Here is a 26,969-nt window from a genome sequence, read left to right as displayed (position 1 = left end):
TTGACTAGTTATTGAAATTGACGAGAGGTAAACACTTGTTATTCCCAAATAGTTAGAATCATCATGGCAATAAACAGAATAGTTTCCTTCTTACCTAGTGCAACAGAACTACTTTACGAATTTGGAGTTCAAGATAAGATTTACGGAGTTACACATGAATGTAAATTTCCGCAAGATGCAATTTTTAAACCACAGATAATTAAATCAAGGATAGATTCTGACAAATTATCAAGTAATGAAATTAACACACAAACATGTCAACTGCTAAATGAAGGTAAAGATATTTTTATTTTAAATGAAAAAAATCTAAAAAATGCCAATCCGGATTTAATAATTTCACAAGAGACGTGTAAAGTCTGTGCAGCATATACCAACCAAGTAAACAGGGCAGTACAAATTCTTGATAAAAAACCAACAATTTATTCAATGGATCCTCACAATATATCAGAAATTTTAGACTCTGTAATAAAATTAGGAGAAATTCTAGGAGAAAATGAAAAAGCAAAAAAAATTTTACATCTATTGGAAACAAGGATTCAAAAAATCAAAAATACAGAACATCTCAACATACCAAATGTTCTAGCAATTGAATGGATAGAGCCATTTTTTACGGCAGGTCATTGGGTGCCAGAAATGATAGAAATCGCAGGTGGAAAAAATTTGATAAGTAAAACAGGAGATCATTCAAGACGCATAGATTTTGAAGAAATATCAGACTCTAACGCAGATATCATAATTCTTATGCCATGTGGATTTGATACAAAACGTACAATTTCTGAATATGAGAATATTCTAAAAAAAGATAAAAAATGGAATGGTCTTAAGGCGGTGCAAAATCAATCTGTTTTTGCAGTTGATGCCAATTCATTTTTTAGTAAACCTAGCATTAGAACAATTGAAGGAATAGAAGTACTTGGAAAAATATTTCATCCAGAAAGATTTGAAAACATTAATGTTTCAAAAAATTCTTTTGCAAATGTTTGCAAATAAATGCAATCAAATAGGTTTGCCTTTGTATTGATAATTAGTCACTTTGTGAAATAAATTATGAGAAGCAATAATTGCCAATGAAACTACAAATATTCCAACAAAATTTCTTAGCATCATTAACTCATTTGGAGTATTAGCGATTATCGAAGTTTCAAATAAAACATAAGAATTATCTAATAACCAAAATGTCAAGGTCACCCACGACAATATTCCTGCAATCAAATATCCTAAACGAGTTTTATTATGAATTAGTATTATTGCAGAAAATATTGCAAAATACCAAACAGTAGAACCAATCAACCACATAGGTTGGAAAACATCAGATCGGCCATCTAACCAATAGTAACTAGAACCAATAATAGCCAATGCAAATAAAGAAAATTGAATTAATTTTTGATTCATTTTGAAACCTGTTTTCTCTTCTCTTTGCTCTACAACGGGAGGATCAGATTTCATCTCTTTTGTAGCAATATCAATTGATTCACGTACAGATTTTAGAGGAATGGGAATAATTTGTGTTATAGAATCATCTGTAACAACAGTATCATGAACTAAACTATCAATCAAAGGTCGGGCAAGCGATGCCTTAACAGGAGTAATAAGATCAACCCAATATGAAGACAATCTAGTAGTCAAGAAAGGGATTTGAATAACAAACAGTTTTTTGTTCAAATATGCAGAATACACATACATTAATTCCTCATAAGTCATTTTATCTGGCCCACCAATTTCAAAAATTTTTCCAATAGTTTCAGGTTTTGAGAGGGACTCACCCAAATATTGAACTACATCATCTACAGCAATTGGTTGAGCTAATGATTTTACCCAAGATGGACAAACCATAATTCTTAATCGTTCAACAAGATAACGAAGCATAGCATAAGAACCACCTTTGGCACCAATAATTATAGAAGCTCTAAACTCAGTTACAGGGATGGAGCCAGAGGCAAGTATTTCTCCAACTTCTTTCCTACTACGCATATGGGGAGAAAGTTCTAAACTATCATTAACTAAACCACCAAGATAAATTATTCGTTTAACACCAGATTCTGTTGCAGCCTTAAGAAAGTTTTTAGCTTGTATTTTTTCTCTTTCAACAAACTCTTGCCAATTATCTTTGTTACCCTCCATAGAATGGAGTAAATAGAATGCAACATCAATTCCATATAAAGCATTTTTTAATTCATCAAATTTGAAAACATCTGCCTGAACATATTTTATCTTTTCACTATCAGGTAATTGTTTTCGAGTTAATCCCTTGACAGAATATCCTGAGGAAGATAATAATGAAATTAATTTAGAACCAATAAAACCAGTTGCACCAGTAACTAATATGGAGAAAGGTCTAGATACATAGGCATCATTTATTGAAAGGCTTACCATCTATTTGCACACCAATAGGTATTTTCATATTTGAGACTATTTAACTAGTGATAATAATAAATTCTAGTGATAAATTAATGATGTTATTTTTCAATTTAGGAACAAATTAAGAGTATGTTTACTTAAAAATATAAATTTAGCACTAGAAATTTAGGTTAGCATTAGTTATATAGCACAGCACTAAAAAAAATTATGGTCTACATACGAGCAAAAAAGGTCAAATCAGATCAGTATCTATATTTAGTAAAAAGTGTGTGGGATTCAAAAAAAAGTACGTCAAAACAAGAGATCATAAAATATCTGGGAAAAGCATCAGAAGTAATTAAAGACGACATACCAGTAGATTATAGAAATGACCCCAAAGTATTATCAGTTTTAGCATCTTACAATCCAAAAGATATCAAGAAAAGGGAAGATGCAACAAAAAAATCAAAACAACAATTATATAAAAAATTAACAGACGGCAACATTCAAGAAGCCGTAAAGATTTATGAAGAATATATAAAAATATTCAACACATCAGATTTTTTCGATAAAATTTTAAAACCAACAATGTATAAAATTGGAGATGATTGGGCTACAAATAAAATTAGCATAGCTACCGAACATGTGGCAAGTAATGTTGCTCAAACACTAGTCAAAATAATAATGGACACGATATCATCCATTGGAAACAAGAAAAAAATTCTCATTTGCATACCATTAGGAGAAGAGCATCGTTTAGGATGTGATGTAATGGAAACATACCTCTCAATTAAAGGATTCAAAATTTACAATATGGGAGTATCAATGCCAACAGAATCAATTCTTAGTTTTATTGATAATAACAAACCAGATGTGGTTTTTATTTCAATTACACTAGAAGACAATTTTGGGTCAGGGCAAAGATTAGTCAAAAAAATTAAAGAGCATATAGAGATTCCAGTGTTGATTGGAGGATTTGCATTTCAAGCAAAAAAAATACCAAAGTTTGGAGGAGCAATAATACCGGATTGTGGATTAGAGGAGCTCCCAAAAATTTTGAGAAAAATTTAATTTTGAATTTTCAAAAAGGATTCAATTTTTGGTTGACATAAAATAGAACTATGAGCAGCTGAATCAGTACCAATTCCATAACTAACAGTAGAATCACCTACAAAAAACAGACCTTCTATGCCTGGAATTTGATGAGGCATTTTTGATTTCCACACCATTCCAGGTTCTTTAACTACAGATTCAACTAATTTCCACGCCATAGGTCTCTCCCACAACAAAGAGGAGTTAAAATTTGGATATATTGAAGAGATTTCTGTTTTCATCAATTGTACAATTTGTTTTATTTTATGAGAATCATCTGCAACAGTTGGGTCTACAGGAGTACCAGCAATAATCAAGTGTTCGTCTGGTGGAGAAACAGAAGGAGTGATATTTGAGATGAAAAATATTCCCTTTGTAGTATATTGATCACCAACAGGAAAAACAACTTGTCTTGAATCAATTTTAGAACTTAATGCAAAATGAACCTCAACTACGGCTGTTTTTTTATCTAAGCGATTAATTTTTTCTATGAATTTCTTGTCAATGACACCATCATCAAACAATTGGTTTAATGCTATGTATGCAGGATAGGAAACTACAACACAATCTGCAGGAAAAAATGAATCATCTTTAGTGATAATACCAGTGACTTTAGAATTAGAAATTACAATTTTTTTTACAGATTGATTTGTCTCAATTTTTCCATTTTTTTCAATAATATAATCTGCCAAGACATGTGAGATAGAATCATATCCACCATTATCAGGATATGCAAATTCGCTTGTGCCACCCCTAAATGGATTTGCGCGTATTATGGTTCTTGCAAATTCACCTAATGAAATATGATCAGCAGTATCTGCAAAGGCTAACATACATACGGCTTCAAAAAATGCTTTTGTATCATCATCTAATTTTTTGGTTATTTCAGTAAGAGATTGGTCATCCCATTCTTCTGTTTTTGCAATAGAAGCAAATGCCATTGGAAGTAATAATTTTAGAAGACGAATTCGACTCATCATAGGAATTAAAGATAATTGTAGTAAATCACCCATTCCTTTTGGATATTTATGAAATCCAGTATCAGAATGAAATGCAATATCCTCAACTTTTGCTAGTTTTAACTTGGATTCGATTCCTATGTTTTTTAATACTTCAAAAATTGCAGATTTTTTGTAAAATGGCATAATATGAAACCCATTATCCAAAATGTGATTTTTGTAGAGCAATGAAGCAGTTCTACCTCCTAATTTAGAAGATTTTTCAAGGATTTTGACAGAGTACCCCTCTTTTGCAAGCAATGCACCGGTGGTTAATCCACCCACACCAGCACCTATTACGAAGATATTATTTGCCATGATTATCAGCGCATCGAATAAATTCATCCATAATCTTGCTCATTTTTTTGACAACAAGATTCTGCAGAAAGGGAAATAATTTTAAAAAATTATTAAAATTCAATGTAACATCAATAGTAATCAATGTACCATTATCTTTTTCAACATAAGACTCAACAAAAGATGTTCCTTTCAATGGGCCAGTAAGAACATGAATTTCATGTATGTTAGGATGAATAATTATATGCTTTGTTTTAATTTCAATTGGAATACCTAAGAAATAGATTTTTTCATTAACAATCTTTCCATATTTGTTTTCTTCTAACACATTTAGGGATTTAAAATAATTAGGCATAACGTTGTGAAAGTTTTCCACATCAGTACTAATTTGAAAAATACGGGGTTGAGAAAGTTTTGATAATCTTTGAAGTGTGAATTGTTTCATTATGCAACAACCATTTCCAAATAGTTTGACAAATTTGTTTTGATAATTTTAAAATCAGGATAAATACACATGATTTGCTTTGCAAGTAAGGCCATTGATATTTTTACACCATCAGTTTTTTCAGGATCAGTGTTAGGATATAGACGAATAGTTGTCTTTTCTTTTCTAGTGGAAAGTTCGATTAGGAACTCCTGATGTTTTTCATCAATAACAACTGTTGGAAGTAATGCAGTGAAATTATATTTATCAACAAAAATGGTTTGAATTTTAATGAGTGTAGAATCTCTTTTGAATATAGGTAAGAATTTCTGTGAGAAATCATTTAGATCAATTCTATTTTCAAATACAATATGCGGCATGAGTTTTTTTGGTGTGTTTAGTATTTAATAAAAATCAAAAAATATTCATAGTGCCAACATTTTTAGATATTTAAATTAAATAGTTATGAATTAGCACTAGAATTACATTTTTGAGAGATTAAAATATCAGTATTGTGTAAACAGCATATGGGACAAGTAAGTAAATTAGAATCAACATATGCAGAAATTGTAGATACGGAAAAAGAGTTGCTTGAAATGATTTCAAAGAAATCAATAAACAAAGATTTAGAGCATGCCATGGCAACCATAGCAATGGTTTCAAAATAAATTGTTTAAATTAAAACCATACAAGCCAAATATACTAACTGCGTTTGGAGTAATTTTTTTAATCTCTGCGGTTATAGTTCCAATCCAAAATTTAATTATCTGGGGACCTGATTTTGTACATCATTTTTACATATCATCAGAAATAACATCAGAAAAAATTTCTATTGGAGTAATTGCATTGGGAATTTCATTTATTTTATTAGGTTACAAAAAGCAGGCACACATAGAATAAATTAGCACTAGGAAAAATATTTTCTCTCTCTTATATAATTTCAGAGCATAGTTAATGCATGAAACAAGAACTAATTCAAAAAAATAAATTAGAATTAAGAATCAAAAATAATGATATAAAAATTTGCATTAGTTGTGGAAATTCAAAAATTGATTCATATGAATTTGGTATTTCATGTGAGGATTGTGGAGTTCTTTTGTGGAGAGTATAAAATGATTACAGAGCTTGTGCATCAAAATAATTGTAAAAAAAATAAAATTGTGACTGATCTTAATACAGGAGAAGTAGCATGTACAAACTGTGGTGCAGTATTATCTGAAAGAGTAGTAGATAATGGTCCTGAAAGTTTAGTAATGTCAGGTGAAGAATACCAGGCCAATAGCAGAGTAGGAAGAAAAATTTCATTGAAAATGATAGATATGGGTTTATCAACCATAATTGAATCAAAAGACAAGGATGCAACTGGAAAGGGTTTATCCATTGAGAACAAAAGAATGTTTTATCGCCTAAGAATGTGGGATAGAAATAGTCGTTCAGCAAATTCTGTCAAGTCATTTCAAAAGGCATTTACGATGCTTGATGGAATTAGTGCAAAATTAGGACTTCCAGAATCAGTTGTGGAGCAAACAGCATACCTGTTTAGAAAAATCGCTGCAAAAAAGATTCTTGCAGGAAGATCTACTGCAGGGATATTGTGTGCTGCAATTTACATTACATGTAGAATGACAAATACGCCAAGAACATTACAAGATGTTGCAAATGCTGGAAATGTAAACAAGAAAAATATTCAAAGAACATACAGATTCTTGGCCAGAGAGTTAGACATTACTCCAGAAATTTACCATCCAACAGAATTTGTAACACGTATTGCAAAGGCAGTAAATATTTCTGAGAAAACAGAAAGACTAGCATTCAGAATTTTAGATATTTCAGCAAGAAGTAGGGTACTAGAAAGCAAGAATCCAATGGCAATGGCAGCTGCTGCAACATATCTTGCATCAGTAAAAAATGATGAAAAGATTTCGCAGTTAAAAATTTCCAGAGTGTCGGGAATTAGTGCAGTAACAATCAGAGACAGAACAAAGGAGATTTTGAAAAAGATAGGAGGTGAAATTGATGGGTAGAACGTGTAGAGGTATTTGTGAAATGCACAAGGCAGTACCAGCACCAAATAAAATCAGATATGAGATCGGTCAGAAAAGATGTACATTCTGTGGGATATTCTTAGCAATAGACGATCCCAGATGCATATGTTGTAAAGCAGTACTTAGAACAAAACCAAGAAGCAAAAAAAAAGTAACTATTTTTTTGTAGCACTAACTAGAGATACAACATCTCTATCTCTGAGTTGATAATCTACGGGCAATCTAAGGTTATATCTCAAATCTTTAGCATAAAGAAGCCCTTTTGTTAAATCAGTATGGATTTCTTTTGCAAGGTCATTAATTGTTGCACCATCTTTGAGTAAAATTAGGTCAGGAAGAATTCTTCCTTTTTTATCAGCAAGTTTTTTCTCATCAGCAACTGGGTATATGGAATTCATTTTAAGTAATTTGAATACTGCGACATTGATTGCAAATTGAACTCCAGTACGCATGTATTCACCCATAATTCCTTTTTTGATAAAATTCAAAGCATTGATTTGTTTTTCATTTAGTTCATCAGAATTTAGGATTTCAAACTGTTCAGATCCTGGAGAATATTTTATCAAGCCTTTTTGCTCAGCACGTCTTAGACTAAATTCACTATCTCCACTAACAGGAATTACAATCGAATCATTGTAACGTTCACGTAATCGGGAAAAATTTTTGTCTGCACCTTCTACATCTATTTTGTTTGCAACAATAAGGGTAGGTTTTGAAATTTTTCTCAAATAAGAGGCAAATTTTTTGCTATCAACTACATCAAAATCATCAAAGTTTTTTTCTTCAAGCCCAGTTGCAACAAGGGATTTCTTTACATGAGATTTGTTTACACCAATTCCACGATAAAGATCAGTTACAGCATCAATGAATTCAGTACCAGAATTAATTAATTTAGATATTTTTTCACGATTTCCTTCTAGAATTTTGTGATACCACATAATCAATTCTTCTTCAATATCGGCAAAATCAGATATAGGATCACCAGTTCCAACTTCAGTAATTTTTCCAGTAGAATCTATGCCGCCAGAAGCATCAACAACATGTAGTAATGCATCAGATTGGGCAGCAATTGAGAGAAATTGATTTCCTAATCCTTTGCCTTTCCAGGCATCTTTGATCAATCCTGGAAGATCAATTAATTCTATTGGAATGTATCTCCAACCATCAACACATTTTGAATTATTTGGGTTATCTTGAATTTTGAATTCAGGATGTACACAAAGAGTAATTGCATTTGCAATTCCAGATACAGGTGATTTTGTAGTGAATGGGTAAGAGGAAATTTCTTCAGAAGATAAAGTTGCAGAGTTAAAGAAAGTGGTTTTACCAGTATTGGTTTTACCAATTAATCCAAGTTTGATGGGCATGCAATAATTTTCATCTCAGAATATTTATCTCTGCCTAGGAATCAACATTGTTTTTATTTTTGATTTTTTCAAGTGACTGAGTTAGTTCTCGAATTGCCCATTCTATATCAGACAAATCCTCATCTGAAAGTGAGTCTTTCCATTTTTCTAAAACACTAGTAGCAATTTCTGAGCAATTATACAACAAATTCCAGTATGGGTGATGTTCTGCAGTAGTATAAGATAACTCAGTTACATCACTAAGGCCATTTTTTGCTCGTGATAGTGAAGTAATTCTCTCCCCAAATATTTTGATAATATCATTTTCAAGATCTTTTTCAATCTTTAGTGGAATATTTTTTGATTCATATTTTTTTGCCAAATCAAGTAGATCATGGTAAAAATTTTCAAAATTCTCCATATCAACACAGTCTCTGGTGTTCTGCTAACATGCATCGATTAAAGACAACATCAATACCTGCGTCTCTAGCAAGTTTTTCTGCTTCAGGGTTATGAATACCCTCTTGAAGCCAAATGACTTTGGGTTTTTTCTTGATTGCATCCTGAACAAACGGCAAGACCTCTTCAGACGGTCTAAAAACATCTACAATGTCAACGTCTTCATCAATATCAGTGATAGATCCATAACATTTTCTTCCCAAAATTTCATCAGCAGTAGGATTTACAGGAGTAATATCAAATCCATTTTCAGATAGATATCGTGGCACATAATGGGCAGCCTTTGAAGGATTTTTTGACATTCCAATAACTGCCACTTTTTTCAGAGACAAGATATCTTGAATTTGCTCATCAGAATGTTTGTCTTGTTCCATGGCAAATCTATAATCATCAAGAATATAATTTTTGAAAAATTACGCAAAGAATTTTTTAATAGGAAAATTAAACAATATACATGGAAGAAGAAGCTAAAGACGTCATAGTTTTAGGAGCAATTAGACGAGGAGAGAGAAAATTTGATAAAATTCAAAGATCAACTCAAATTAAACCTGAAGAGCTGGATACAATTTTAGAAAAATTAGAAGAAAAAGGCTTCATCACAGTAGAAGAGAAGAAGGGATGGCTAGGTAAAAAAATCGAGTTAAAAGTTACTGAAAAAGGTTCAAATGAATTAGACCACAGATTGCATGAAATTAAAGATAAATGGAATCAAATGCAGGCACTATACCAAAGTGGAGACAAGAAAAAACTTCAAGGATTCATGGACGATAACAGATCATTTTTCCCAATGATGATGTTTTTTGGAGTAATGGATATCATGATGTTTAGTATGATGTTTAGTATGATTGGTGCTAGTATGGGAGATTATGTTCCAGCTGAAAGCATGCCAGATGGTGCGGGTGGAGGCATGGACGATGGTATGGATGGTGGAGGCATGGACGATGGTGGTTTTGACATAGACATTGGTTTCTAGTGTAAATTTTATACTTGATACAAAAACAAATTACAATTGATTTACAATTCTTTTGACAATCCAGGATTAGTTAAAGTTCTAACATTTTTGCAAACTCACAATACAGAATATCTTTCTGGACAAGACTTGAGTGATGTACTACGAATTAGCAGAGTTGCAGTATGGAAACATATCAAAAAAATTCAAGAATTAGGATATACAGTGGAATCAAAACAAAAACTAGGATACAAATTAACAAAAAACTCTGATGCCTTGCTTCCTTGGGAAATTACTTCAGGATTAAAGACAAAAAAGATTGGTCAGCAGGCATTTTACTTTGATTCAACAGATTCTACACAAAATCAGGCATTAAAAATGGCAGAAGATTCTAAAAAGAATGGTGCAATAATTGTCGCAGAAAAACAAACTGGAGGAAGAGGAAGATCTGGAAGAAAATGGGTGTCGCCAAAAGGAGGAATATGGTTTTCTGTTATTTTACATCCAAAATTTGACATAACCATAACAACATTATTTCCAATTGCATCATCACTAGCATTATCAATAGCACTAGAAAAAACATTCAAAATTTCTCCAGAATTAAAATGGCCAAACGACATAACAATCAAAGGCAAAAAACTGGCAGGTATGCTAGTAGATGTATCATTAGAATCAAACAAAATCGAAAATTTGGTATTGGGGGTTGGAATTAATTTTGATGTAGATGTAAAACAGATTGAAAAAAATCTTAAAGGGACTCCAAACTTTTACGGAGTCACATCACTTAATGAACAAAAATCAAAAATTAGACCAGTTGAATTAGTACAATCATTTTTGATAGAGTTGGAGAAAATATACAAATTGTTAGATTCAAAACAAACAAAAAAAATTATTTCTGAATGGACAAAAAGATCATCAACAATTGGAAAAAATGTTAAACTAAGTACGATTGACGGAGAAGTTAAAGGTAAAGCAATTAGAATTGATGAAGACGGTGCCTTGGTAGTATCTAATAACAAAAATACAAGTAAAGTGATAGCTGGTGATATTATCCACGTAACAAAATAATCATTTTTTTGGCGTTTTTGTTTTTCGTTTACTAGAAGTACGTTTTTGTTTTGAGAGTAATGAGGATTGTTCTTTTACAATTTCTTTGAGATCGTTTTGGATTTCAAACACAGTAGAAAGTAATTCTTCAAGTGCTTCAGAATATTTTTCATAAACAGAAAGTAATTCGTTTTGTTTTAGGTTTGCTTTCTGCAAGTATTCATTAGATCTTATGAGATTTGCAGTTTCAACTAATTCAGGAATATCAGATACAGGCTCACCTAATTGTGCCAAGTCTGCTTGTGCCTGTTGTATTTTCTTGCGAAGATCATAGATAATGTTACCTGCCCCAACTTTTTCCAATATCAAAACACAGACTCCGAATAAATTAAAGATTTTCTAGGGTATAAAGAAAACAGGAAATACTGCATGCGTACAAATTAGTAGAAAATAGAAATAAACCACTAAACAGTTACTAATTATGTTAAGTCATTTTAAAAAAATTTTTTGTCTTTTAGTTATTAGTATACTCAGTACACAAAGTATTGCAGGAGTTTCATTTGCTCAAACAAATGAAGAGCCAGAAATAATGTTTAATCAAGCAATGGAGTTTTTTTCTAATGGGAATTACAATCAAGCCATAGCAATTTATGATGAGATATTAGAAATCGCACCAAATAACATCTCCACGCTAAAGATGAAAGGTATAGCACATAGCAACATGGGAGATCACAAAAAGTCTTTAGAACAATTCTTTACAGTTCTACAACATAGACCAAATGACATCATATCACTAGCTGGAATGGGAGTGGGATTTGGGAATTTGGGAGAATATCAAGAAGCAACATTATATTTTGAGAGAGCCCTTAAAGAAAAGCCTGATAGTACAGTCATACAAAACTACAAGGAATTCATAGACAAGGTAGTTTCAAAATACCCGTACACACCTACAGAAAAACCTAAAGGATTAGAAAAACAGCCAACTTCATCCATACCAGATTGGGTAAAACCAATAGCAAAATGGTGGTCAACAGATAACATTGCAGACTCGGAATTTGTTTCTGCATTGATATACATGATTAATAATAAAATTATTGAGATTCCACCAGTAGAAACTCAAAATGTTTCTGAGGAGAAAATTCCAGAATGGATAAAAAATAATGCAGGTTGGTGGGCAGATGATCAAATTGATGATGAGGCATTTGTACAAGGAATACAATACATGATAGAAAAAGGATTAATCGTAATCAAAATAGAAGATACCATACAGAAAACACAAGAAGAATTAGACCGCGAATTTTATTTATTTACAAAATATCTCAGAGATATTTCAAATAATATTTCAAAAGAAAAACGATACATAGAATATCCAAATCCCAGTCAAGATGTAATTAAAAAATTCCTTAGAGATTATGTAAAATGGAATTTTGAAGACGAGGTAAAAAGAGCATCCAGTAGTTTCCCAGATCCTACATACGAAATTATTGATGACACATACATTATCTACTACAAAGTGTACATTAATGAACAGCCATCAGGATTGCCATTAGATCATGTAAGTACATTAAGTAATTCGTTTGCATTTTGGGAAGAACAAGAATTATCAACAAACAACCAAAAAGCAAAAATGAAATTTGAGATTACAGACTTGAAACATGAAGCAAATGTTTGGGTAACATGGGTAGTTCGAAACATAGGAGATGGTGTTTTAGGACATGCACATCTAGGTAAAGGGGTTGTAGAAGTTACATTAGGAGATTACAATTGCGATGGAAGTTTTCAATTGTATGATGTAGATAGTGTTGAAACGATCATGACACATGAGTTAGGTCATTCTATAGGTTTGAAACATGTAGAGGATAAAACTAGCATAATGTATCCATCATTCACACCATCATACGCATATTGTTTATTGAGTTAAATTTCCAAATATTTTTAAAAAAAATTATAGTTAGCTCAACCTACACACAAATAACCGGTAGAAATTATGTAAAATGAATAATAAGGCAAGTGCGGAAATTCAAGATTATGCTTAGAAATCAAATGGTTACAGGTTCAAAATGTCCAGCTTGTGGCGATAAAAAAATGATTACAGATGAGAGTACAGGCGAATTATTTTGTGGAAAATGTGGATTTGTAGTATCGGATAAAATTGCAGATACAGGTGCAGAATGGCGTTCTTTTTCAAATGATGAAGGAAACAAAGCAAGAACAGGTGCAGGTACATCACTTACAATGCACGATATGGGATTATCAACAGTAATTGGTGCTGCTAACAAAGATTCAACAGGAAAACCACTATCTGCAAGTGTAAAAAGTTCAATTGAAAGATTAAGAACTTGGGACAGTAGAAGTCAAGCACATTCTTCAGCAGACAGAAACCTTAGACAAGCACTTAATGAAATGGACAAACTAAAAGACAAACTAGCATTAACTGATGCAGTTATTGAAAAAGCAGCTTACATTTACAGAAAGGCAATGGAGAAAAAACTAGTAAGAGGACGTTCAATTCAAGGATTAGTAGCAGCATGCCTTTATGCATCTTGTAGAAATACAGAAACACCAAGAACACTAGATGATGTTGCAAAAGGAATCAATATCAGAAGAAAAGATGTTGCAAGATGTTATAGATTGATTTTCAGAGAACTAGAACTAAAGATGCCAGTAGTAGATCCAGTAAAAGGAGTTTCAAGAATTGCCAGCATTGCAGAACTTAGTGAGAAAAGCAAACGAAAAGCAATTGCAATACTTGATGAAGCAAAAAAGATGGGAATAGTTGCAGGAAAGGATCCAATGGGAATAGCAGCTGCAGCACTTTATCTTGCATGTATTAGTACTGGAGAAGTAAAATCTCAAAAAGACATATCCATCGCATCAGGGGTAACTGAAGTTACTATCAGAAATAGATGTGCAGGATTAAGAAAAATGATTAATGATGACTAATCATTCTTAGAACGGTTAAACTCTAATTTATCCCAAGGAAATACAACATATGCAGTATTGTTTGTTTTTTTACCATAGAGTAATTGTTTAGGATATTTTTTTCCAGGTCTTGCAAATAATGTTGCAAAAATAAATTTTGAAGGAACATCAACTTGTTTTATAATTCCATTAAATGTGTCACCAGTATCAAAGATATCATCTACAAACAAAGAATCAGAAGATATTTTCTTTTTATCAACAAAAATTTTATCAATTCCCAATTGATCTGCAATTAAACGTGCAGGAACTAGTCCTCCCCTACTAAGAGTTGTAATACTTGAGAAGGTTTGAGGTAGTTTTGAAATTTTAGCGGACAGTCTTTTTACAATTGATTCAATTTCAGACCAAGTAACATCTTGAGACAATATAAAAAAATCATATTGGTAGAATTAAGTTGTTATGTTTAGAATGTTTTCATAGGAGAATTTTTCAGGGGTTCAATTAATTTGAGAATCTTAAATGGTATTTTTCCAAAATCGATATCTTTCTCACAAGAAATTAGCAATACATCATCGCCAGATAATGGAAAACTCATGACAATTACTTTATCACGATAAGACATTGAAAAATGAACTATGCCAAATTCTTTATCAAATTCATGTCTCATTCTAACACGTAATGCCAATTCCATAAACATCATTTCGTCTTGTTTTTGAGCCTCAAGTGAGAGTAGTCCATCCCTCATACCACCAGCCATCAAATGGCCTCTGCTGTTGATGAGCCTAGCAGAGCGCATCTTAGGATCTAATTTTGTTATTTTTTTACAGAGTTTCTCTAGTTCGTCAATGTTCTCCATTTGTCTAATTATACAAGCGAACTATTTATTGCGATCTGTTTCAATAGATGTCTATGCAATCAGAATCTACTAAAGATATTACTGATTATTACAAACACCTTTCACTTTTCTGGACAGATATTATACACTTGATGTCAAGCAAGCCTCAGGCTTTAGCATCAATTGGCCCAATGCGAGCATTTGCAGCAAATTCTAAAAAAATCTCAACTGAATTAATTGAGATTAATGAAGATTTGATGGAATTTAACAAACACCTAACAGAATATTATAAACAACTTGCAGATGCCTGGACTGATGCACAAAAAAAGGTCAATCTCAAGGCACCTGAAATTCCACAAGATGTTGAGCAAATGGAAGCAGTGAAAAGAATTTGGATAGATATTTTTGATAACGATTTTACCGAATTATTTGATTCAGAAAAATTTGGAGAGAATTATGGGAAACTTGTTTCAAAAGAATTAGAATTGACAAAACATTGGAACAACATTACAAATGTAATATTACAATCAGTAAATCTTCCAAGTAAAGAAGAAATTGATGAAGTTTACAAAGAAATACATTCTTTGAAAAAACGAGTTGCAAAACTTGAGTTAGAGTTAAAGAAAAAGGAGATGAAAAACAATGCAAAGTGAGTCAAAAATAGACCCAAAAATAATTGAAGAGATTTTAAAATTCAGTAAGAATGTGATTGAAGCGCCAAAATTAGTGGCAGCCCCTGATGAAATTAGTTTAGAGGTCACACCACATGATACAGTACAACAAATGGATAAAACTAGATTATTACATTACAAACCAATTACAGATAAACAACACAAAACACCATTATTGATTTCATATGCATTGATTAACAGATATCATATTTTAGATATTCATCCAGAAAAGAGTTGGGTTAGAAATCTACTCCAACAAGGATTTGATGTGTATATGTTGGATTGGGGAACACCAACTAGTATGGACAAGTATCTTGATTTTGATGATTATGTAAATGGGTATCTAGATGCATATGTAGAATATATAAAAAATGAAACATCAACTGAAAAAATTTCATTGCAAGGATATTGTACAGGAGCAACAATTGCTACAACATATGCTTCATTGCATCCTGAAAGTGTCAAAAATTACATAGCAACAGCACCAGTGATTGATGGTTGGCGAGACACTACAGTAATTAGCAATCTTGCAAAGCACATGGATGTTGATAGAATGGTTGAAATTATTGGCAATATGCCTCCAGAATTCATGTATTATTGTTTTTCAGTTCTCAAACCATTTGAACAAGGGATTGAAAAATATGTCAATTTCTTTAAAAATATTGAAAATAAAAAATTTGTAGATAGTTTCCTCAGAGTAGAAAAATGGTTAGGAGATACACCTCCAATTCCAGGAGAGTTGTTCAGACAGTGGATCAAAGACATCTATCAAGACAATTTACTCATTCAAAACAAAATGCATGTAGAAGGTAAACTAGTAGATTTGAAAAAGATCGACATGCCTATTTTTACACAAGTTGCAGTAGGTGACCATCTAGTTTCACCAGAGTGCAGCATGCCCCTTCATTATGCAGTAGGCAGTGAAGATAAGACATTGCGAATGTATCCAACAGGACATGTTGGAATGATTGCCAGTTCATTATCCCAAAAGAAGGTATTACCTGAGCTAGGACAATGGTTAGCTGAAAGATCATAAAATAAAAAAGAAAAAATTAAAAAATTTGATTCGCCACTAGTTGTTCTTTGTGGTGAATGCAGAAATCCAAGATTGTAGAATGTTTCTGTTTAACTCAGCAAATGATTTTGCGTTGTCGTTAAAGGTTTTGATATTTTGTTGTGTTGCATCAATAGTTGCAAGTGTTACTTGGTTTTGAATTGATGTAGCCTTTACGACTTCTTCTGTTGTATCTTGCATTACTTTGATTGTAGCTTCAGGAATGTTTGCTGCAATACCTGCTTTCTTTGCAAATTCTTTTTGTAATGTTAGGGTTGAATCTGCAACGTTTTCATAAGCTTGTATGAATTCCTGTTGTACGTTTGTAATTGCTTGATGATACTGCGGTACTGATGTTCTAATACCGTTGAAGAATTTATCTACGTTTTGTTGATATACAGAAAATAGATCTTTTGGATTTGATTGGGTCTGTTCGTTCTTACTCAATTTTTCACCTCCCTAGCTTTTGATTTTTTTGCTATTGGAAGAACAATGACTTGAACCAAGTCACCTTCGCCTAATCCAAGGGCATTACGTTCTGCCTCTGGAATAGAAATTCTACCATTACTGCTTATGGTAGTTTTGTATGCACCCCAATTCATAAAAGATGGAAGCATTTGTCCAATGCTAAACATGGTATCCATGCTTTTGTTTTGCATAGAAGACATGTTTTCCATCATGTTTGATTGAGCTTGTCTAGTGTTATCTGAAACTTCTTTTAGAGTATCAAGAGGATTGAATGTTTGACTAGTTTGATTAGTCATCAAAGCGCCAAAATTTTTTATAAACTCTGCTTGAGCACGTCCACTTTTTTGGATCCAATCTTTGAACATAGTAGTTGGGTCATATTGGTTATTATTACCATTCATAGGTAATAGTTGGAATCAACAGGTATTTAAGTGCACCTATGAAACACCTAAGAAATCCAATACTTTCTCAGAGAATACACGAGGGTTTTGAACATATGGAGTATGACCGCATCCATCCATGCGAACAAAACGACAGTCCTTTAGGGATGAGATGAAATCATCAGCATATTGTATTGGAATCACTGGATCATCACTACCCCAAATTAGCATCGTTTGGGTTAAGATGGAGGGCAATTTTTTTGTGATAATTTCAGCATTTTTCAAACCAAGTATAGTTGACATGAATGCAAGTTTTGCATTTGGTAATTGCATTCTTTCAATAAAACCACTTACAATTTTTTGATCAATGCTCTCACCAGAGCCCTCCATCATTTCAAATGCATTTGCTGCATTTTGTTCATTAGGGTATAGGGCAGCCATAATGTATGCATCAAGTGCAGGAGTAGATTGTTTCATTACACCCGAAGGAGAAACCAAGACAAGTTTTTCAACAACATCAGGGTTTGCAGCAGTGAATTCAGCAGATATTTGACCGCCAAGTGAAGAACCAATTAGATTAGTATTAGAAATATTTGCAGTTTTTAGGAATTGTTTGAGAAAATCTGAGAAAAAATCAATAGTGTAATCAGCAAGAGGTTTGTCGCTATATCCGAACCCAATGAGATCAGGAATAACAACATGAAATTTTTCTGCAAAAATAGGCATAACTTGATCCCATCTTTCAGCAGATGCACCTAAGCCATGAATTAGAACTAATGTTTTATCAGAATCTCCAGATTCCAAATAACGAATCTTGTTTCCATCAATTTGAAGAAATTTTTCGTCCACCATTTTAGCTTCAATTATCATCAGTAGATAAGTTTTAGTTAATTTAGCGATCATGGTAATTTTGAGTTTTTGGAAAAATCTATTAGACTTTCAAAAAGTATCTTTTTTAGGATCAAAGGTAGTGAGAATATATGACAACGAAAAAAATCTCAAAAATATTAGTGCCATTAGATGGGTCAAAAAACTCCCAAAGAGGTTTAGAGATGGCCATTACACTTGCCAGACAATGTGGGGCAACCATTACAGGTGTATTCTCAATTTATGCCGCACCCCACTCAGAATTTAGAGGAATAGGATCTGTTGAAAAAGCATTAAACAAAGAAGTAAAAAAAATCATGGAAGAATCCAAGGTTTTGGCTGCAAAAAATGGCATAGTATTCAAAGAAAAAATAATGTACGGGAACATAGGATACAACATAATCAAGATTGCACAAGGTAAAGGAAAATTCGATATGATAGTTATTGGTTCACGAGGGAGAAGTTCTGCAAAAGAATTATTCTTTGGAAGTGTATCAAATTATGTCATACACACAGCAAAGATTCCAGTTCTTGTTGTAAAATAATTCAAAATCCATTTTTTTTGAAATATTTTTGATGGTATTCTTCTGCTTTGTAGAAGGTAGGAGCAGGGGTTATTTCAGTTACAATTGGATTATCATATTTTCCAGAAGAGGCAAGTTTAGATTTTGATTTTTCTGCAATCTCTTTTTGTTTTTCATCATGGTAGAAAATTGCAGAACGGTATTGTATTCCAACGTCAGGGCCTTGACGATTCAGTGTTGTGGGATTGTGATTGTTCCAAAAAACATCTAAGAGATCTTCATATGAAATTTCGTTAGGATCATATTCTATTTCTACTGCTTCAGCATGTCCAGTTCTATCAGTACATACTTCTTCATAAGTCGGGTTTGGAAGGTTACCACCAATATATCCTACTTGAGTTGATTTGACTCCTTTTGTTTTGCTAAGTAAATCCTCAACATGCCAAAAACAGCCCGCACCAAATGTTGCTTTCAATTCAAAAAATCTAAAACATAAACAGAATTAAAACTATTTGCTAGAACCCCTTATCAGAGTATTTTCAAGGTTTTGATAATCTTTTAGTAACATCAGTAAAAATTTCAACTACCTTTTTGGCCAAATTTTCAATGTTAGCAGTAGGTTCTGCAGAGATTAGTAAGAGAATTTGAGTTATAGGAAATGGGAAACTAACAAGAACAGCTTTGTCTCTTCTAGCAGCCAAATAGTTGATTGGGCCTAAACTTTCATCATATTCTTTTCTTATAGATGCCTTGGAGACAAATTCCAAAAATGATTGTAGTCTAGTTTCATCGCCCTCATAAGGTGTGAGTCCTTCTTTAAAACCACCAGAAATCAATTGACCATCTTTATCGACAATCCCAGCAAAACGAATTTCTTCTTCTTCAAGTAATTTACTACATTTTTCAGCATACAGATTCAAAGTGCCTTCAGAACTAGCCATGACAAAGTAAGTTAGGATATCAAAAATAAAAACCTAGTCAATGTTATCAATTAAAAAAAATTCCAAATTGGTCACAAAGTTGAACAAGTTTTTACATGGAATTAATAAGTAAAAACTGAAAAGTACCAGTATTGAAAATTGCAATAATTCTAATTATATCAGTTATTGTATTAGTGAGTTTTAGTGCACAGAGCACATTTGCGCATCAACCGGATTTTACAGTACACACTCCAGAAGACATTTTAGAGTTCTGTGAATTTTTCTATGACGAATATAGAATATTTGGCCTAGATACATTAATTGATCTACATCCTCAGTATCCAAATCTAAGAGCATGTGCTATTTTGTATAATCACATTGCATGGAGCAGTACACATCAAGCAAGAGATATTGTGTTAATTGCTGAAATTGAAAAATACTTGGGAGATTCAAGTTTCCTTAAAGAAAGACATCTCAAAGAATTCACAACCATGCCTGTTTGGGTAATTCAAGACACAGCAAGGTGGACAGATGGGAAATACAAAGATAGCCTATATGCATATGGAGTAAGGGCACTAATAAAAAATAACATAATTTCTCCAAAGGTCATAGACAATGTTAGTGAAAGATTATGTTATGATGGACTATGTGCAAAAGAAACAGATTATGTTACTTATTCTCACACTAGCAAATACGGAAACACAATCACAGAAAAGTTTGAAGTAGAAAAAATTGATGATGGGGGAATTATGATCAATTCAAGAATAATTTCAGAAGAAGGAATAAAAAATCACCAGTTCTTACTAGATGAAGAATCAAGAATTCCTGTTGAAGAAAAATGTTGCAGAACAGAGAAATTTCTCTATAAAGTTCCAATAGAAATAGGGGATGTAATTGATGAAAAATACAAAGTGTATGGAACTGCAACATACCCAATTGGTAATCTTCTAAGAGAAGGAATGGTTGCAGAAAATCAAGATAAAACCAAGGTAATAATAATTGACAAACAAACAGGACTTTTGTTATCTGAAAAATTCGAGAAAACTGAAATTACCACTAACTGGGAAAAAACATCAGTACTTCAGACCAACGTGTTTGAAGAATCAGAAGGGATACAGTATCATGGTTTGAAAATTCCTTCATGGTGGAAAACAAGTGCCATGTGGTTTATAGATGGATTGACTTCAGAAGATGAATACATTCAAGCCTTAGAATACATGATTGAAAAAAGAATTCTCATTGTCTAGTTTTTGGACTACATTTGAGAAGCGCATAATCAATAATTCCTTTTTGAGACGCAGTTTTCATTTTAATGATTGATTTGCATAGTATATTTTCAACATAGTTTGGATATTTTTGTAAAATAGATTTTTTGAGTTGTTCTCTATTTTTCAAATAATAGTCTGCAAGAGGATCATATACAAAATTTCCAATTAACTGTTCATGTTTAATTTCAAACCCAGATGAGTTTATGGTGTTTTTTACATCATCTAAAGAATAATGTTCAGAAGACCACGTAAATTTCAACATACCCAAATCTTTGAGAGAAGAAGTTCCAAGAGTTATAGGTATGGCAATTACAAGTAATCCAGAATTTGTCAGCACTCTTTTTGATTCAGAGATAAAATCAGAAAGTGGTTTGAAGTGTTGTGCAGATTCTAATGCCAAAACTCGATCTACAGAATTATCTGTAAAGGGAAGTTTTGTAGATGAGGAATTTAAAAATTCAATTTTTTGTTTTTTCCCATATGATAATTGAGAATAGTTGATGTTGACATCATACAAGAGAATGTGTGGGAATTTTTGCTGCCAAAGATGAGAGGGGGCAGACAAACCACTACCAACATCAAGTACATGTTTGGCAGAAGACAATTCAGCAAGATTTGCAAAAATCATGCATAGATTTGCCTGAGCAGATATAGGATTAGAATGCTCTGAAGACCAGTATCCAAAATTTAGCATAGATCCACCAGTTGCAAGTTGCATAACAGGGGATAAAGTATTGTAGAGATTTACAGTGTCTTTTTCGTTTCTACGAAATGTCCACAAAAATACATCAAGAGGGTTAATTGATACCAAAAAGAAATTCAAAATTAATTGAACAGAGTCATATTAATTTCTAGGGTAATCCTTCAGAGTCTTCAGCACAATGCTTGTGAACCCATTTTTCATCGTGGTTTTTAGAGATCTCTTTTCCTGGTTGAATTTTATCTCCACAAGAAACACAAGATGTTGCAAATTTTGCTTTCATGTGTTTTGATAGTTGTTGAGAGATAAATCAAATATGTTGTAATGGAGGTTAACTAATGATTAACATGTTTTATAAATTTGGATTAATTAATTAGTTCGTGAGTGACTCAAAGATACCATCAAAAATTATTCTTGCAAAATGGTCGGACAGGTTTTTTGCATGGTTAATTGATTTTATCATAATTTCATCAATATCAACTGCAATAATTTTTGTATCATTTGGAGGAATAGATTATGAATTTAAAGAGAGTTTTTTTTGGATAGAAAATAGCGAGTACATTCCAACTAGTGTTATGTTTTTTGTTTATTGGAGTATTCTAGAATACAAAACAGGACAAACAATTGGTAAAAAAATTCTTAATTTGAAAAGTGTAAACATGCACGGCAAATCCCCAAATTTCAAAAGTGTATTAATTAGCAGTTTTGGAAAATCCTTTTTGTTACCATTTGATGTGGTGTTAGGATGGATTTTAACAAATCAAAATAGACAAAGAATCTTTAACAAGTTAGGAGACACGATTGTTGTTAAAATCAAAGATATTCAAGATAATTCAGATGCCACATATTTGAAGGACTAACATTGTCATATTTTCTTTAACCATTACTTTGAAGATTTTACCAACAGATCTATTAGCAACCTTCGATCTGTTTTTTTGATGTCTGAAAATCAAAAAGAATGGTGGATTGGATTACCAAAAGAACTTCAAAATGATATTGAGTTAGAAGAATAATCCCAAATCAGAGTCTAAGATAGAGGCATAGTAATTGTAAATGTGGTAGGTTTGTTACTTACAGATATAGTTCCACCATGTTGCTCAACAATACTCTTACAGATTACAAGGCCCAAGCCTGTACCAGTGGTTTTTGTGGTATACATAGGCTCAAATATTTTATCTAAATCTTTTTCAGGAATTCCAGGTCCAGAGTCTTTTACAATGATTGTAATGTTTTTAGAATCTGAAGATATTTCCACATCAACTTCACCTTGACCATCAACTGCATAAACTGCGTTGTTAAGTAAATTCGACATTACTCCTTCCATCTTTCTTGCATCGCATTTTATGGAAATATCATTTTCAGGTAAATTAATGGCAATACCATAACTGGTTTTTACATGATTCATTGCCAATCTCAAGATACTCAAGAAAGAAACCTTTTTCTTTTTGATTTCTGTAGTTCGTGCAAAATCCAAAACATCTTCAATAATTCGATTCATATCCAAAACAGATGTTTGCAATCTAAACCATTTTTCCTTGTCTTGAGGATCTAGTTTTGCAAGAATCTCAGGGGTCAACATATCAGCATAAGTATGAATTATTGTCAAAGGGTTTTTCAAATCATGTGCAACTCTACTTGCCATAGTACCAATAGTTGCAAGTCTTTCAGATTTTACCAACTCTTCGCTTTTCTTTTCAACTTCTGAAAGCAAGGTTACATTTTGTTTAAGAAGAGCATCTTCCATACTTAGCAATCTTTCTTGAATCTCTTTTTCTTTAGTAATGTTATTTCTGATTGCAACATAATTTTTGATTCCCTTTTCACCAGTGATTGGAATGATTACTGTTTTTACCCAATAAAATGAGCCATCTTTTGCTTTGTTTTTGATTTCACCTTCCCAAACTTTTCCAGCAGTAATAGTATCCCACATCTCTGCAAAGAATTCAGGGGGATGTTCTTTAGATTTTAATATTCTATGATCATTTCCAATTAATTCATCAGCAGTGTATTTTGAAATATCACAGAAATTTTTATTTGCATAAATTATTGTTCCTTCTTCATCAGTAATTCCAACAATAGAATGATCAAAAAGTCGTTCTTCAAATTCAGAAATATTTAGATTGAGTTTCTTTAGTGCTGTCGAAGTTTTCATGTACAGTTTACGATCCCATTGGATATAATACAAAGGGTTGTGTGTTATTTTCAATAACAAGGTAAAATAGTCGTGCATAGTTTTCACTAGGGAATTTCAAATCATAAAAAAATGCATAGCCTTCGCTAAGCATGATTAAAAATGAAATCATCGTACAAGTCGTGTATATTCCACTTTGATGAATAAAATGATTCATCGCGCATAGTCTCTATGTAAGTGGCTGAACCGATGTGTTGGTCTATTAGTAAAGGCTGGCTCACCACTCGCCGAAGCTTGTGATCTACACCACCTTCCTATCAACGCAGTCTTCTGCTGCCGACCTTCATCTTACGAAAGAATAACTTGTCTCGGGATAGGATTCGTGCTTAGATGCTTTCAGCACTTAGCCTAAACGGCTTAGCTGCCCGGCCTGCCTTGTCAGACAACCGGTAAACCAGTGGCCACGCTGCTCTGTTCCTCTCGTACTCGGAGCAACTTCCCCTCAGTTATTCACGCTTCCATCAGGCAGAGACCGACCTGTCTCACGACGGTCTAAACCCAGCTCATGTTCCCTTTTAATAGGCGAGCAGCCTCACCCTTGGCCCCTGCTGCAGGACCAGGATAGGAAAAGCCGACATCGAGGTACCAAACCGCGGGGTCGATAGGAGCTCTCGCCCGCGACGAGCCTGTTATCCCTGGGGTAATTTTTCTGTCACCTCCGGGCCCCAATAGTGGGCACACGAAGGATCGCTAAGCCAGACTTTCGTCTATGAATTCCGTGCGTTTGGAAATCCATTCAGTCGAGTTTTTGGCTTTGCCCTCTTCAACGGATTTCTGCCCCGTTTGAACTCAACTTTGGGCCCCTTTGATATCTTTTCAAAGGGGTGCCGCCCCAGCCGAACTGCCCACCTGCACGTGTCTCCGGTCTTCACTGGATAAGTGGTACTGCAAAAAGAGTCTGGTGTTACATCGTTGCTTCTTAACACCCCGGAGAGTGTTAAGCATGGCTCCCAGATACCCTGTGCAATTCTTACTATACCACAAGCACAAGCTGCAGTAAAACTCCACGGGGTCTTCTCTCCCCGATGGAAGGCGATGGACTGTTCGTCCACCTTATGTGGCTTCACCGGGTTGTAGGCGGGGACAGTGGGGCTCTCGTTGTTCCATTCATGCGCGTCGGAACTTACCCGACAAGGCATTTGGCTACCTTAAGAGAGTCAGAGTTACTCCCGGCGTTAACCGGCCCTTAGCTCGGTTGAACCCAAGTTTTAGGTACCGGCACCGGCCAGGATTCAGCGACTATACAAATCCTTTCGGACTAGCAGTCGCCTGTGTTTTTATTAAACAGTCGAAACCCCCTTGTCATTGCAACCTGCGGTCCCCATTCCTCATGAAGATCGCAGGCATCCCTTATACCTAAGCTACAGGACTAATTTGCCGAATTCCCTCGCCATACGGTATACCCGTAGCACCTTAGCTTACTAAGCCAGCGCACCTGTGTCGGTTCTGGGTACGATCTTGCACATTGCTAACTACACAATCTTTCATGGTCTCCTGGAATCGAGAAAACTCCGCTAACGCGGAGCCATTCCTACCTCGAACTGGTTCTCGTCATTACGACACTCCCCAATTCTCGAATAGTTGGATACAACGACGATTGTACAATCCCTATCCGGAAGCGAATCATATAGCTCAAACGCTCCATGCAAGGTACTAGAATATTAACTAGTTTCCCATTCGGTGTACTCTGTTGAGGTACATCTTAGGATCGACTACCTCCAGGCTGATAACGCATTGCCTGGAAACCCTTGCGCTTACGGTGGTATGGATTCTCACCATACTATGCTGTTACTGCCGCCAGGATCTGCAATAGAAACCGGTCCACAGGACGTCACCGCCCTGCTTCGACCCAATCACTACGCCAACCTACCACGAATCATCCATTGATGATTATCTAAAGTATCGGTACTTTGCTTTAGCCCCGTCCGTTTTTGAGGCATCCCCCCTCGGCAGGTAAGTTGTTACACACTTTTTAAAGGATAGCTGCTTCTGAGCTTACCTCCCTGCTGTCTTGGCGAGAACACGCTCTTTAGCTTGACACTTAGCAAAAATTTGGGGACCTTAACTTCAGTCTGGGTTAAACCCCTTTCGGTCATGAGCCTTACGCCACATGAACCCGTGTCCTTGCTTCTACGATGTATATCCGTTCGGAGTTTGAATGAGCGGTGAGGGATTTCTCCCCCGCGCCGCTCTATCAGTGCTCTACCGGAAACACTATCTCCACAAAGCACGCCCTGCGAGACGCTTCGGTTGGAACTAGCGAGCGCCAGTCTAGATTGGTTTTTGACCCCTATTCCCAGGTCACAACAACGATTTGCACGTCAGAACGTCTTAAGACCTCCAGCGGGCTTTCGCCCGCCTTCATCTAGCCCAGGAATAGATCGACTGGCTTCTAGCCTAGCCGCCATGACTCTACGCACTTTCACACGCTTCTCCTCACAATGCTGCGAGAACTCGGTTTCCCTTCGCCTTCATCTTTGAAGATTTAAGCTTGCCATGACAGTTAGCTCCCTGGCCCGTGTTTCGAGACGGAACGCATGACACTGATGACTTGAACATCAAATCTTCAACTCTATTGCTAGAATCTCCAAAATGAAAAAATCACCTTCCATGCCATGCACGTCTGTAAGTAATAGGTTTCATGCACTTTTCGCCCCCCTTCCGGGGTACTTTTCAGCTTTCCCTCACGGTACTAGTCCACTATCGGTCTTGAGAGATATTTAGCCTCAGATGCTACTTTCACCTGTATTCATTGCCCACTACCAAGGACAACTACTCGGGTATGAATAGGACTCTTCCCATTTCGCTTACGGGGATATCACCCTCTATGTCAGTACTTTTCAGAACATTTCAGCTGTGTTTCAAGATTCCATATTATCATACCAAAACACCACATCTCCCGAAGGATTCAGTTTGGGCTCTTTCCTTTTCGATCGCCTCTACTTGGGAAATCTCAATTGATTTCTTTTCCACGTGGTACTAAGATGCTTCAATTCCCACGGTTCGACTTCCAATACTAGTGTACTGGAATGCACATAAGTGCAAGATTCTCATTCGGACATCTCGGGATCATAGGATGCGTGCGCCTACCCCGAGCTTATCGCAGCTTGCCACGTCCTTCATCTCTCCTCAAGCCTAGCAATCCACCTATTACCGTCTTTACACCGGCAAATTC

The 26,969-nt window shown here is 34.3% G+C and carries 34 protein-coding genes and 1 rRNA gene; 16 read left to right on the top strand and 19 right to left on the bottom strand.

Features of this window, described 5'->3' with window-relative positions; translation table 11 throughout:
• Positions 1-63 precede the first annotated feature (63 nt).
• Positions 64-990, top strand: a complete 927-nt coding sequence (locus ACX12B_RS05925; RefSeq protein WP_459353120.1) for a cobalamin-binding protein — start codon at positions 64-66, stop codon at positions 988-990.
• Between the two features lie 6 nt (positions 991-996).
• Here the strand turns inward: ACX12B_RS05925 and ACX12B_RS05920 are convergent, their stop codons facing one another.
• Positions 997-2,373: an NAD(P)H-binding protein gene (locus tag ACX12B_RS05920; protein WP_459353119.1), complete on the bottom strand. Its 1,377-nt coding sequence runs from the start codon at positions 2,371-2,373 to the stop codon at positions 997-999.
• A gap of 192 nt (positions 2,374-2,565) precedes the next feature.
• Between ACX12B_RS05920 and ACX12B_RS05915 the strand changes: the two genes are divergently transcribed.
• On the top strand, positions 2,566-3,408 hold the full coding sequence (locus ACX12B_RS05915) for a cobalamin B12-binding domain-containing protein (protein ID WP_459353118.1): 843 nt from the start codon (positions 2,566-2,568) through the stop codon (positions 3,406-3,408).
• On the opposite strand, the gene ACX12B_RS05910 is transcribed toward ACX12B_RS05915, so the two are convergent.
• Genes ACX12B_RS05910 through ACX12B_RS05900 form a run of 3 tightly spaced genes read right to left on the bottom strand, consistent with a single transcriptional unit; the run spans position 3,405 to position 5,528 of the window.
• A complete protein-coding gene (locus tag ACX12B_RS05910) occupies positions 3,405-4,745 on the bottom strand; it encodes a phytoene desaturase family protein (RefSeq protein WP_459353117.1) in 1,341 nt (446 codons plus the stop codon). The two genes, ACX12B_RS05915 and ACX12B_RS05910, sit on opposite strands and share 4 nt — an antisense overlap.
• The gene (locus tag ACX12B_RS05905) at positions 4,735-5,169 is read right to left on the bottom strand and encodes a hypothetical protein (RefSeq protein WP_459353116.1); all 435 of its coding nucleotides are present in this window, start codon (positions 5,167-5,169) and stop codon (positions 4,735-4,737) included. Before ACX12B_RS05905 ends, ACX12B_RS05910 begins: the two co-directional genes overlap by 11 nt.
• A complete protein-coding gene (locus ACX12B_RS05900; RefSeq protein WP_459353115.1) occupies positions 5,169-5,528 on the bottom strand; it encodes a hypothetical protein in 360 nt (119 codons plus the stop codon). The genes ACX12B_RS05905 and ACX12B_RS05900 overlap by 1 nt, the downstream gene beginning before the upstream one ends.
• Positions 5,529-5,675: 147 nt before the next feature.
• Here ACX12B_RS05900 and ACX12B_RS05895 point away from each other — a divergent pair, with 147 nt between their 5' ends.
• The 5 genes from ACX12B_RS05895 to ACX12B_RS05875 are packed head-to-tail and all read left to right on the top strand — an operon-like array spanning position 5,676 to position 7,362.
• Positions 5,676-5,816: a hypothetical protein gene (locus ACX12B_RS05895; protein ID WP_459353114.1), complete on the top strand. Its 141-nt coding sequence runs from the start codon at positions 5,676-5,678 to the stop codon at positions 5,814-5,816.
• Position 5,817: 1 nt separating this feature from the next.
• Positions 5,818-6,048 carry a hypothetical protein gene (locus tag ACX12B_RS05890; RefSeq protein WP_459353113.1) on the top strand — a complete coding sequence of 77 codons (231 nt, stop codon included), beginning with the start codon at positions 5,818-5,820 and terminating at the stop codon, positions 6,046-6,048.
• A 58-nt stretch (positions 6,049-6,106) separates the two neighbouring features.
• Positions 6,107-6,259, top strand: coding sequence for a hypothetical protein (locus tag ACX12B_RS05885; RefSeq protein WP_459353112.1), 153 nt, complete (start codon positions 6,107-6,109; stop codon positions 6,257-6,259).
• A gap of 1 nt (position 6,260) precedes the next feature.
• Complete coding sequence (locus ACX12B_RS05880) at positions 6,261-7,172, top strand: transcription initiation factor IIB (protein ID WP_459353111.1); 912 nt, start codon at positions 6,261-6,263, stop codon at positions 7,170-7,172.
• Positions 7,165-7,362: a hypothetical protein gene (locus ACX12B_RS05875; protein ID WP_459353110.1), complete on the top strand. Its 198-nt coding sequence runs from the start codon at positions 7,165-7,167 to the stop codon at positions 7,360-7,362. The genes ACX12B_RS05880 and ACX12B_RS05875 overlap by 8 nt, the downstream gene beginning before the upstream one ends.
• Here the strand turns inward: ACX12B_RS05875 and ACX12B_RS05870 are convergent.
• The 3 genes from ACX12B_RS05870 to ACX12B_RS05860 are packed head-to-tail and all read right to left on the bottom strand — an operon-like array spanning position 7,349 to position 9,372.
• Complete coding sequence (locus tag ACX12B_RS05870; RefSeq protein ID WP_459353109.1) at positions 7,349-8,560, bottom strand: redox-regulated ATPase YchF; 1,212 nt, start codon at positions 8,558-8,560, stop codon at positions 7,349-7,351. The genes ACX12B_RS05875 and ACX12B_RS05870 overlap by 14 nt on opposite strands.
• Before the next feature lie 34 nt (positions 8,561-8,594).
• Positions 8,595-8,960: a hypothetical protein gene (locus ACX12B_RS05865; protein ID WP_459353108.1), complete on the bottom strand. Its 366-nt coding sequence runs from the start codon at positions 8,958-8,960 to the stop codon at positions 8,595-8,597.
• Position 8,961: 1 nt separating this feature from the next.
• Complete coding sequence (locus ACX12B_RS05860) at positions 8,962-9,372, bottom strand: CoA-binding protein (RefSeq protein ID WP_459353107.1); 411 nt, start codon at positions 9,370-9,372, stop codon at positions 8,962-8,964.
• A gap of 80 nt (positions 9,373-9,452) precedes the next feature.
• Between ACX12B_RS05860 and ACX12B_RS05855 the strand changes: the two genes are divergently transcribed.
• Positions 9,453-9,971 carry a hypothetical protein gene (locus tag ACX12B_RS05855; RefSeq protein WP_459353106.1) on the top strand — a complete coding sequence of 173 codons (519 nt, stop codon included), beginning with the start codon at positions 9,453-9,455 and terminating at the stop codon, positions 9,969-9,971.
• 36 nt (positions 9,972-10,007) lie between these two features.
• The gene (locus ACX12B_RS05850) at positions 10,008-11,015 is read left to right on the top strand and encodes a biotin--[acetyl-CoA-carboxylase] ligase (RefSeq protein WP_459353105.1); all 1,008 of its coding nucleotides are present in this window, start codon (positions 10,008-10,010) and stop codon (positions 11,013-11,015) included.
• Here ACX12B_RS05850 and ACX12B_RS05845 read toward each other — a convergent pair whose 3' ends face one another.
• A complete protein-coding gene (locus ACX12B_RS05845; protein ID WP_459353104.1) occupies positions 11,016-11,357 on the bottom strand; it encodes a hypothetical protein in 342 nt (113 codons plus the stop codon). It lies immediately after the preceding gene.
• 118 nt (positions 11,358-11,475) lie between these two features.
• Here ACX12B_RS05845 and ACX12B_RS05840 point away from each other — a divergent pair, with 118 nt between their 5' ends.
• Together ACX12B_RS05840 and ACX12B_RS05835 are read left to right on the top strand one after the other, a co-directional pair.
• Complete coding sequence (locus ACX12B_RS05840) at positions 11,476-12,915, top strand: M57 family metalloprotease (protein ID WP_459353103.1); 1,440 nt, start codon at positions 11,476-11,478, stop codon at positions 12,913-12,915.
• Positions 12,916-13,022: 107 nt separating this feature from the next.
• Entirely contained in the window at positions 13,023-13,937 is a 915-nt protein-coding gene (locus ACX12B_RS05835; protein WP_459353102.1) for a transcription initiation factor IIB, read from the top strand.
• Here the strand turns inward: ACX12B_RS05835 and ACX12B_RS05830 are convergent.
• Positions 13,934-14,344, bottom strand: coding sequence for a phosphoribosyltransferase (locus ACX12B_RS05830; protein ID WP_459353144.1), 411 nt, complete (start codon positions 14,342-14,344; stop codon positions 13,934-13,936). The two genes, ACX12B_RS05835 and ACX12B_RS05830, sit on opposite strands and share 4 nt — an antisense overlap.
• Positions 14,345-14,379: 35 nt before the next feature.
• Positions 14,380-14,772, bottom strand: coding sequence for a DUF6659 family protein (locus ACX12B_RS05825; protein ID WP_459353101.1), 393 nt, complete (start codon positions 14,770-14,772; stop codon positions 14,380-14,382).
• Between the two features lie 53 nt (positions 14,773-14,825).
• On the opposite strand from ACX12B_RS05825, the gene ACX12B_RS05820 reads away from it, so the two are divergent.
• On the top strand, positions 14,826-15,404 hold the full coding sequence (locus ACX12B_RS05820; RefSeq protein ID WP_459353100.1) for a poly(R)-hydroxyalkanoic acid synthase subunit PhaE: 579 nt from the start codon (positions 14,826-14,828) through the stop codon (positions 15,402-15,404).
• A complete protein-coding gene (gene phaC, locus ACX12B_RS05815) occupies positions 15,394-16,458 on the top strand; it encodes a class III poly(R)-hydroxyalkanoic acid synthase subunit PhaC (protein ID WP_459353099.1) in 1,065 nt (354 codons plus the stop codon). The genes ACX12B_RS05820 and phaC overlap by 11 nt, the downstream gene beginning before the upstream one ends.
• A 36-nt stretch (positions 16,459-16,494) precedes the next feature.
• On the opposite strand, the gene ACX12B_RS05810 is transcribed toward phaC, so the two are convergent.
• Genes ACX12B_RS05810 through ACX12B_RS05800 form a run of 3 tightly spaced genes read right to left on the bottom strand, consistent with a single transcriptional unit; the run spans position 16,495 to position 18,227 of the window.
• Positions 16,495-16,923 carry a hypothetical protein gene (locus ACX12B_RS05810; protein ID WP_459353098.1) on the bottom strand — a complete coding sequence of 143 codons (429 nt, stop codon included), beginning with the start codon at positions 16,921-16,923 and terminating at the stop codon, positions 16,495-16,497.
• Entirely contained in the window at positions 16,920-17,345 is a 426-nt protein-coding gene (locus ACX12B_RS05805) for an AbrB/MazE/SpoVT family DNA-binding domain-containing protein (protein WP_459353097.1), read from the bottom strand. Before ACX12B_RS05805 ends, ACX12B_RS05810 begins: the two co-directional genes overlap by 4 nt.
• 36 nt (positions 17,346-17,381) lie before the next feature.
• Positions 17,382-18,227: an alpha/beta fold hydrolase gene (locus ACX12B_RS05800; protein ID WP_459353096.1), complete on the bottom strand. Its 846-nt coding sequence runs from the start codon at positions 18,225-18,227 to the stop codon at positions 17,382-17,384.
• 77 nt (positions 18,228-18,304) lie between these two features.
• Between ACX12B_RS05800 and ACX12B_RS05795 the strand changes: the two genes are divergently transcribed.
• On the top strand, positions 18,305-18,736 hold the full coding sequence (locus ACX12B_RS05795) for a universal stress protein (protein WP_459353095.1): 432 nt from the start codon (positions 18,305-18,307) through the stop codon (positions 18,734-18,736).
• 1 nt (position 18,737) lies between these two features.
• Here the strand turns inward: ACX12B_RS05795 and msrA are convergent, their stop codons facing one another.
• Positions 18,738-19,190 carry a peptide-methionine (S)-S-oxide reductase MsrA gene (msrA, locus tag ACX12B_RS05790; protein ID WP_459353094.1) on the bottom strand — a complete coding sequence of 151 codons (453 nt, stop codon included), beginning with the start codon at positions 19,188-19,190 and terminating at the stop codon, positions 18,738-18,740.
• A gap of 64 nt (positions 19,191-19,254) precedes the next feature.
• Entirely contained in the window at positions 19,255-19,656 is a 402-nt protein-coding gene (locus ACX12B_RS05785; RefSeq protein WP_459353093.1) for a DUF6659 family protein, read from the bottom strand.
• A gap of 131 nt (positions 19,657-19,787) precedes the next feature.
• Between ACX12B_RS05785 and ACX12B_RS05780 the strand changes: the two genes are divergently transcribed.
• Complete coding sequence (locus ACX12B_RS05780; RefSeq protein ID WP_459353092.1) at positions 19,788-20,882, top strand: hypothetical protein; 1,095 nt, start codon at positions 19,788-19,790, stop codon at positions 20,880-20,882.
• Here the strand turns inward: ACX12B_RS05780 and ACX12B_RS05775 are convergent.
• Both ACX12B_RS05775 and ACX12B_RS05770 read right to left on the bottom strand, forming a co-directional pair.
• Positions 20,872-21,714 carry a class I SAM-dependent methyltransferase gene (locus ACX12B_RS05775; protein ID WP_459353091.1) on the bottom strand — a complete coding sequence of 281 codons (843 nt, stop codon included), beginning with the start codon at positions 21,712-21,714 and terminating at the stop codon, positions 20,872-20,874. The two genes, ACX12B_RS05780 and ACX12B_RS05775, sit on opposite strands and share 11 nt — an antisense overlap.
• Before the next feature lie 40 nt (positions 21,715-21,754).
• Complete coding sequence (locus ACX12B_RS05770) at positions 21,755-21,886, bottom strand: hypothetical protein (protein ID WP_459353090.1); 132 nt, start codon at positions 21,884-21,886, stop codon at positions 21,755-21,757.
• 97 nt (positions 21,887-21,983) lie between these two features.
• Here ACX12B_RS05770 and ACX12B_RS05765 point away from each other — a divergent pair, with 97 nt between their 5' ends.
• A complete protein-coding gene (locus ACX12B_RS05765; protein WP_459353089.1) occupies positions 21,984-22,463 on the top strand; it encodes an RDD family protein in 480 nt (159 codons plus the stop codon).
• 167 nt (positions 22,464-22,630) lie between these two features.
• Here the strand turns inward: ACX12B_RS05765 and ACX12B_RS05760 are convergent, their stop codons facing one another.
• Together ACX12B_RS05760 and ACX12B_RS05755 are read right to left on the bottom strand one after the other, a co-directional pair.
• A complete protein-coding gene (locus ACX12B_RS05760; protein ID WP_459353088.1) occupies positions 22,631-23,755 on the bottom strand; it encodes a sensor histidine kinase in 1,125 nt (374 codons plus the stop codon).
• A gap of 221 nt (positions 23,756-23,976) precedes the next feature.
• Positions 23,977-26,966: ribosomal RNA gene (locus ACX12B_RS05755) — 23S ribosomal RNA — on the bottom strand.
• Positions 26,967-26,969: the final 3 nt, after the last annotated feature.

This window comes from Nitrosopumilus sp. S6 (assembly GCF_054515815.1).
Note: the sequence above shows the minus strand (reverse complement) of the source record. Positions and strands in the feature narration are given on the sequence as shown.

Bases quoted from the DNA above. Each gene is read 5' to 3' on its own strand.
- ACX12B_RS05895 (WP_459353114.1), top strand. From the start codon at position 5,676: ATGGGACAAGTAAGTAAATTAGAATCAACATATGCAGAAATTGTAGAT.
- ACX12B_RS05880 (WP_459353111.1), top strand. From the start codon at position 6,261: ATGATTACAGAGCTTGTGCATCAAAATAATTGTAAAAAAAATAAAATT.
- ACX12B_RS05800 (WP_459353096.1), bottom strand. From the start codon at position 18,227: ATGATCGCTAAATTAACTAAAACTTATCTACTGATGATAATTGAAGCT.
- ACX12B_RS05875 (WP_459353110.1), top strand. From the start codon at position 7,165: ATGGGTAGAACGTGTAGAGGTATTTGTGAAATGCACAAGGCAGTACCA.
- ACX12B_RS05860 (WP_459353107.1), bottom strand. From the start codon at position 9,372: ATGGAACAAGACAAACATTCTGATGAGCAAATTCAAGATATCTTGTCT.
- ACX12B_RS05785 (WP_459353093.1), bottom strand. From the start codon at position 19,656: ATGGCTAGTTCTGAAGGCACTTTGAATCTGTATGCTGAAAAATGTAGT.
- ACX12B_RS05885 (WP_459353112.1), top strand. From the start codon at position 6,107: ATGAAACAAGAACTAATTCAAAAAAATAAATTAGAATTAAGAATCAAA.
- ACX12B_RS05760 (WP_459353088.1), bottom strand. From the start codon at position 23,755: ATGAAAACTTCGACAGCACTAAAGAAACTCAATCTAAATATTTCTGAA.
- ACX12B_RS05795 (WP_459353095.1), top strand. From the start codon at position 18,305: ATGACAACGAAAAAAATCTCAAAAATATTAGTGCCATTAGATGGGTCA.
- ACX12B_RS05805 (WP_459353097.1), bottom strand. From the start codon at position 17,345: ATGAATGGTAATAATAACCAATATGACCCAACTACTATGTTCAAAGAT.
- ACX12B_RS05865 (WP_459353108.1), bottom strand. From the start codon at position 8,960: ATGGAGAATTTTGAAAATTTTTACCATGATCTACTTGATTTGGCAAAA.
- phaC (WP_459353099.1), top strand. From the start codon at position 15,394: ATGCAAAGTGAGTCAAAAATAGACCCAAAAATAATTGAAGAGATTTTA.
- ACX12B_RS05840 (WP_459353103.1), top strand. From the start codon at position 11,476: ATGTTAAGTCATTTTAAAAAAATTTTTTGTCTTTTAGTTATTAGTATA.
- ACX12B_RS05870 (WP_459353109.1), bottom strand. From the start codon at position 8,560: ATGCCCATCAAACTTGGATTAATTGGTAAAACCAATACTGGTAAAACC.
- ACX12B_RS05920 (WP_459353119.1), bottom strand. From the start codon at position 2,373: ATGGTAAGCCTTTCAATAAATGATGCCTATGTATCTAGACCTTTCTCC.
- ACX12B_RS05855 (WP_459353106.1), top strand. From the start codon at position 9,453: ATGGAAGAAGAAGCTAAAGACGTCATAGTTTTAGGAGCAATTAGACGA.
- ACX12B_RS05835 (WP_459353102.1), top strand. From the start codon at position 13,023: ATGCTTAGAAATCAAATGGTTACAGGTTCAAAATGTCCAGCTTGTGGC.
- ACX12B_RS05900 (WP_459353115.1), bottom strand. From the start codon at position 5,528: ATGCCGCATATTGTATTTGAAAATAGAATTGATCTAAATGATTTCTCA.
- ACX12B_RS05905 (WP_459353116.1), bottom strand. From the start codon at position 5,169: ATGAAACAATTCACACTTCAAAGATTATCAAAACTTTCTCAACCCCGT.
- ACX12B_RS05910 (WP_459353117.1), bottom strand. From the start codon at position 4,745: ATGGCAAATAATATCTTCGTAATAGGTGCTGGTGTGGGTGGATTAACC.
- ACX12B_RS05820 (WP_459353100.1), top strand. From the start codon at position 14,826: ATGCAATCAGAATCTACTAAAGATATTACTGATTATTACAAACACCTT.
- ACX12B_RS05770 (WP_459353090.1), bottom strand. From the start codon at position 21,886: ATGAAAGCAAAATTTGCAACATCTTGTGTTTCTTGTGGAGATAAAATT.
- ACX12B_RS05925 (WP_459353120.1), top strand. From the start codon at position 64: ATGGCAATAAACAGAATAGTTTCCTTCTTACCTAGTGCAACAGAACTA.
- ACX12B_RS05915 (WP_459353118.1), top strand. From the start codon at position 2,566: ATGGTCTACATACGAGCAAAAAAGGTCAAATCAGATCAGTATCTATAT.
- ACX12B_RS05825 (WP_459353101.1), bottom strand. From the start codon at position 14,772: ATGGAGAACATTGACGAACTAGAGAAACTCTGTAAAAAAATAACAAAA.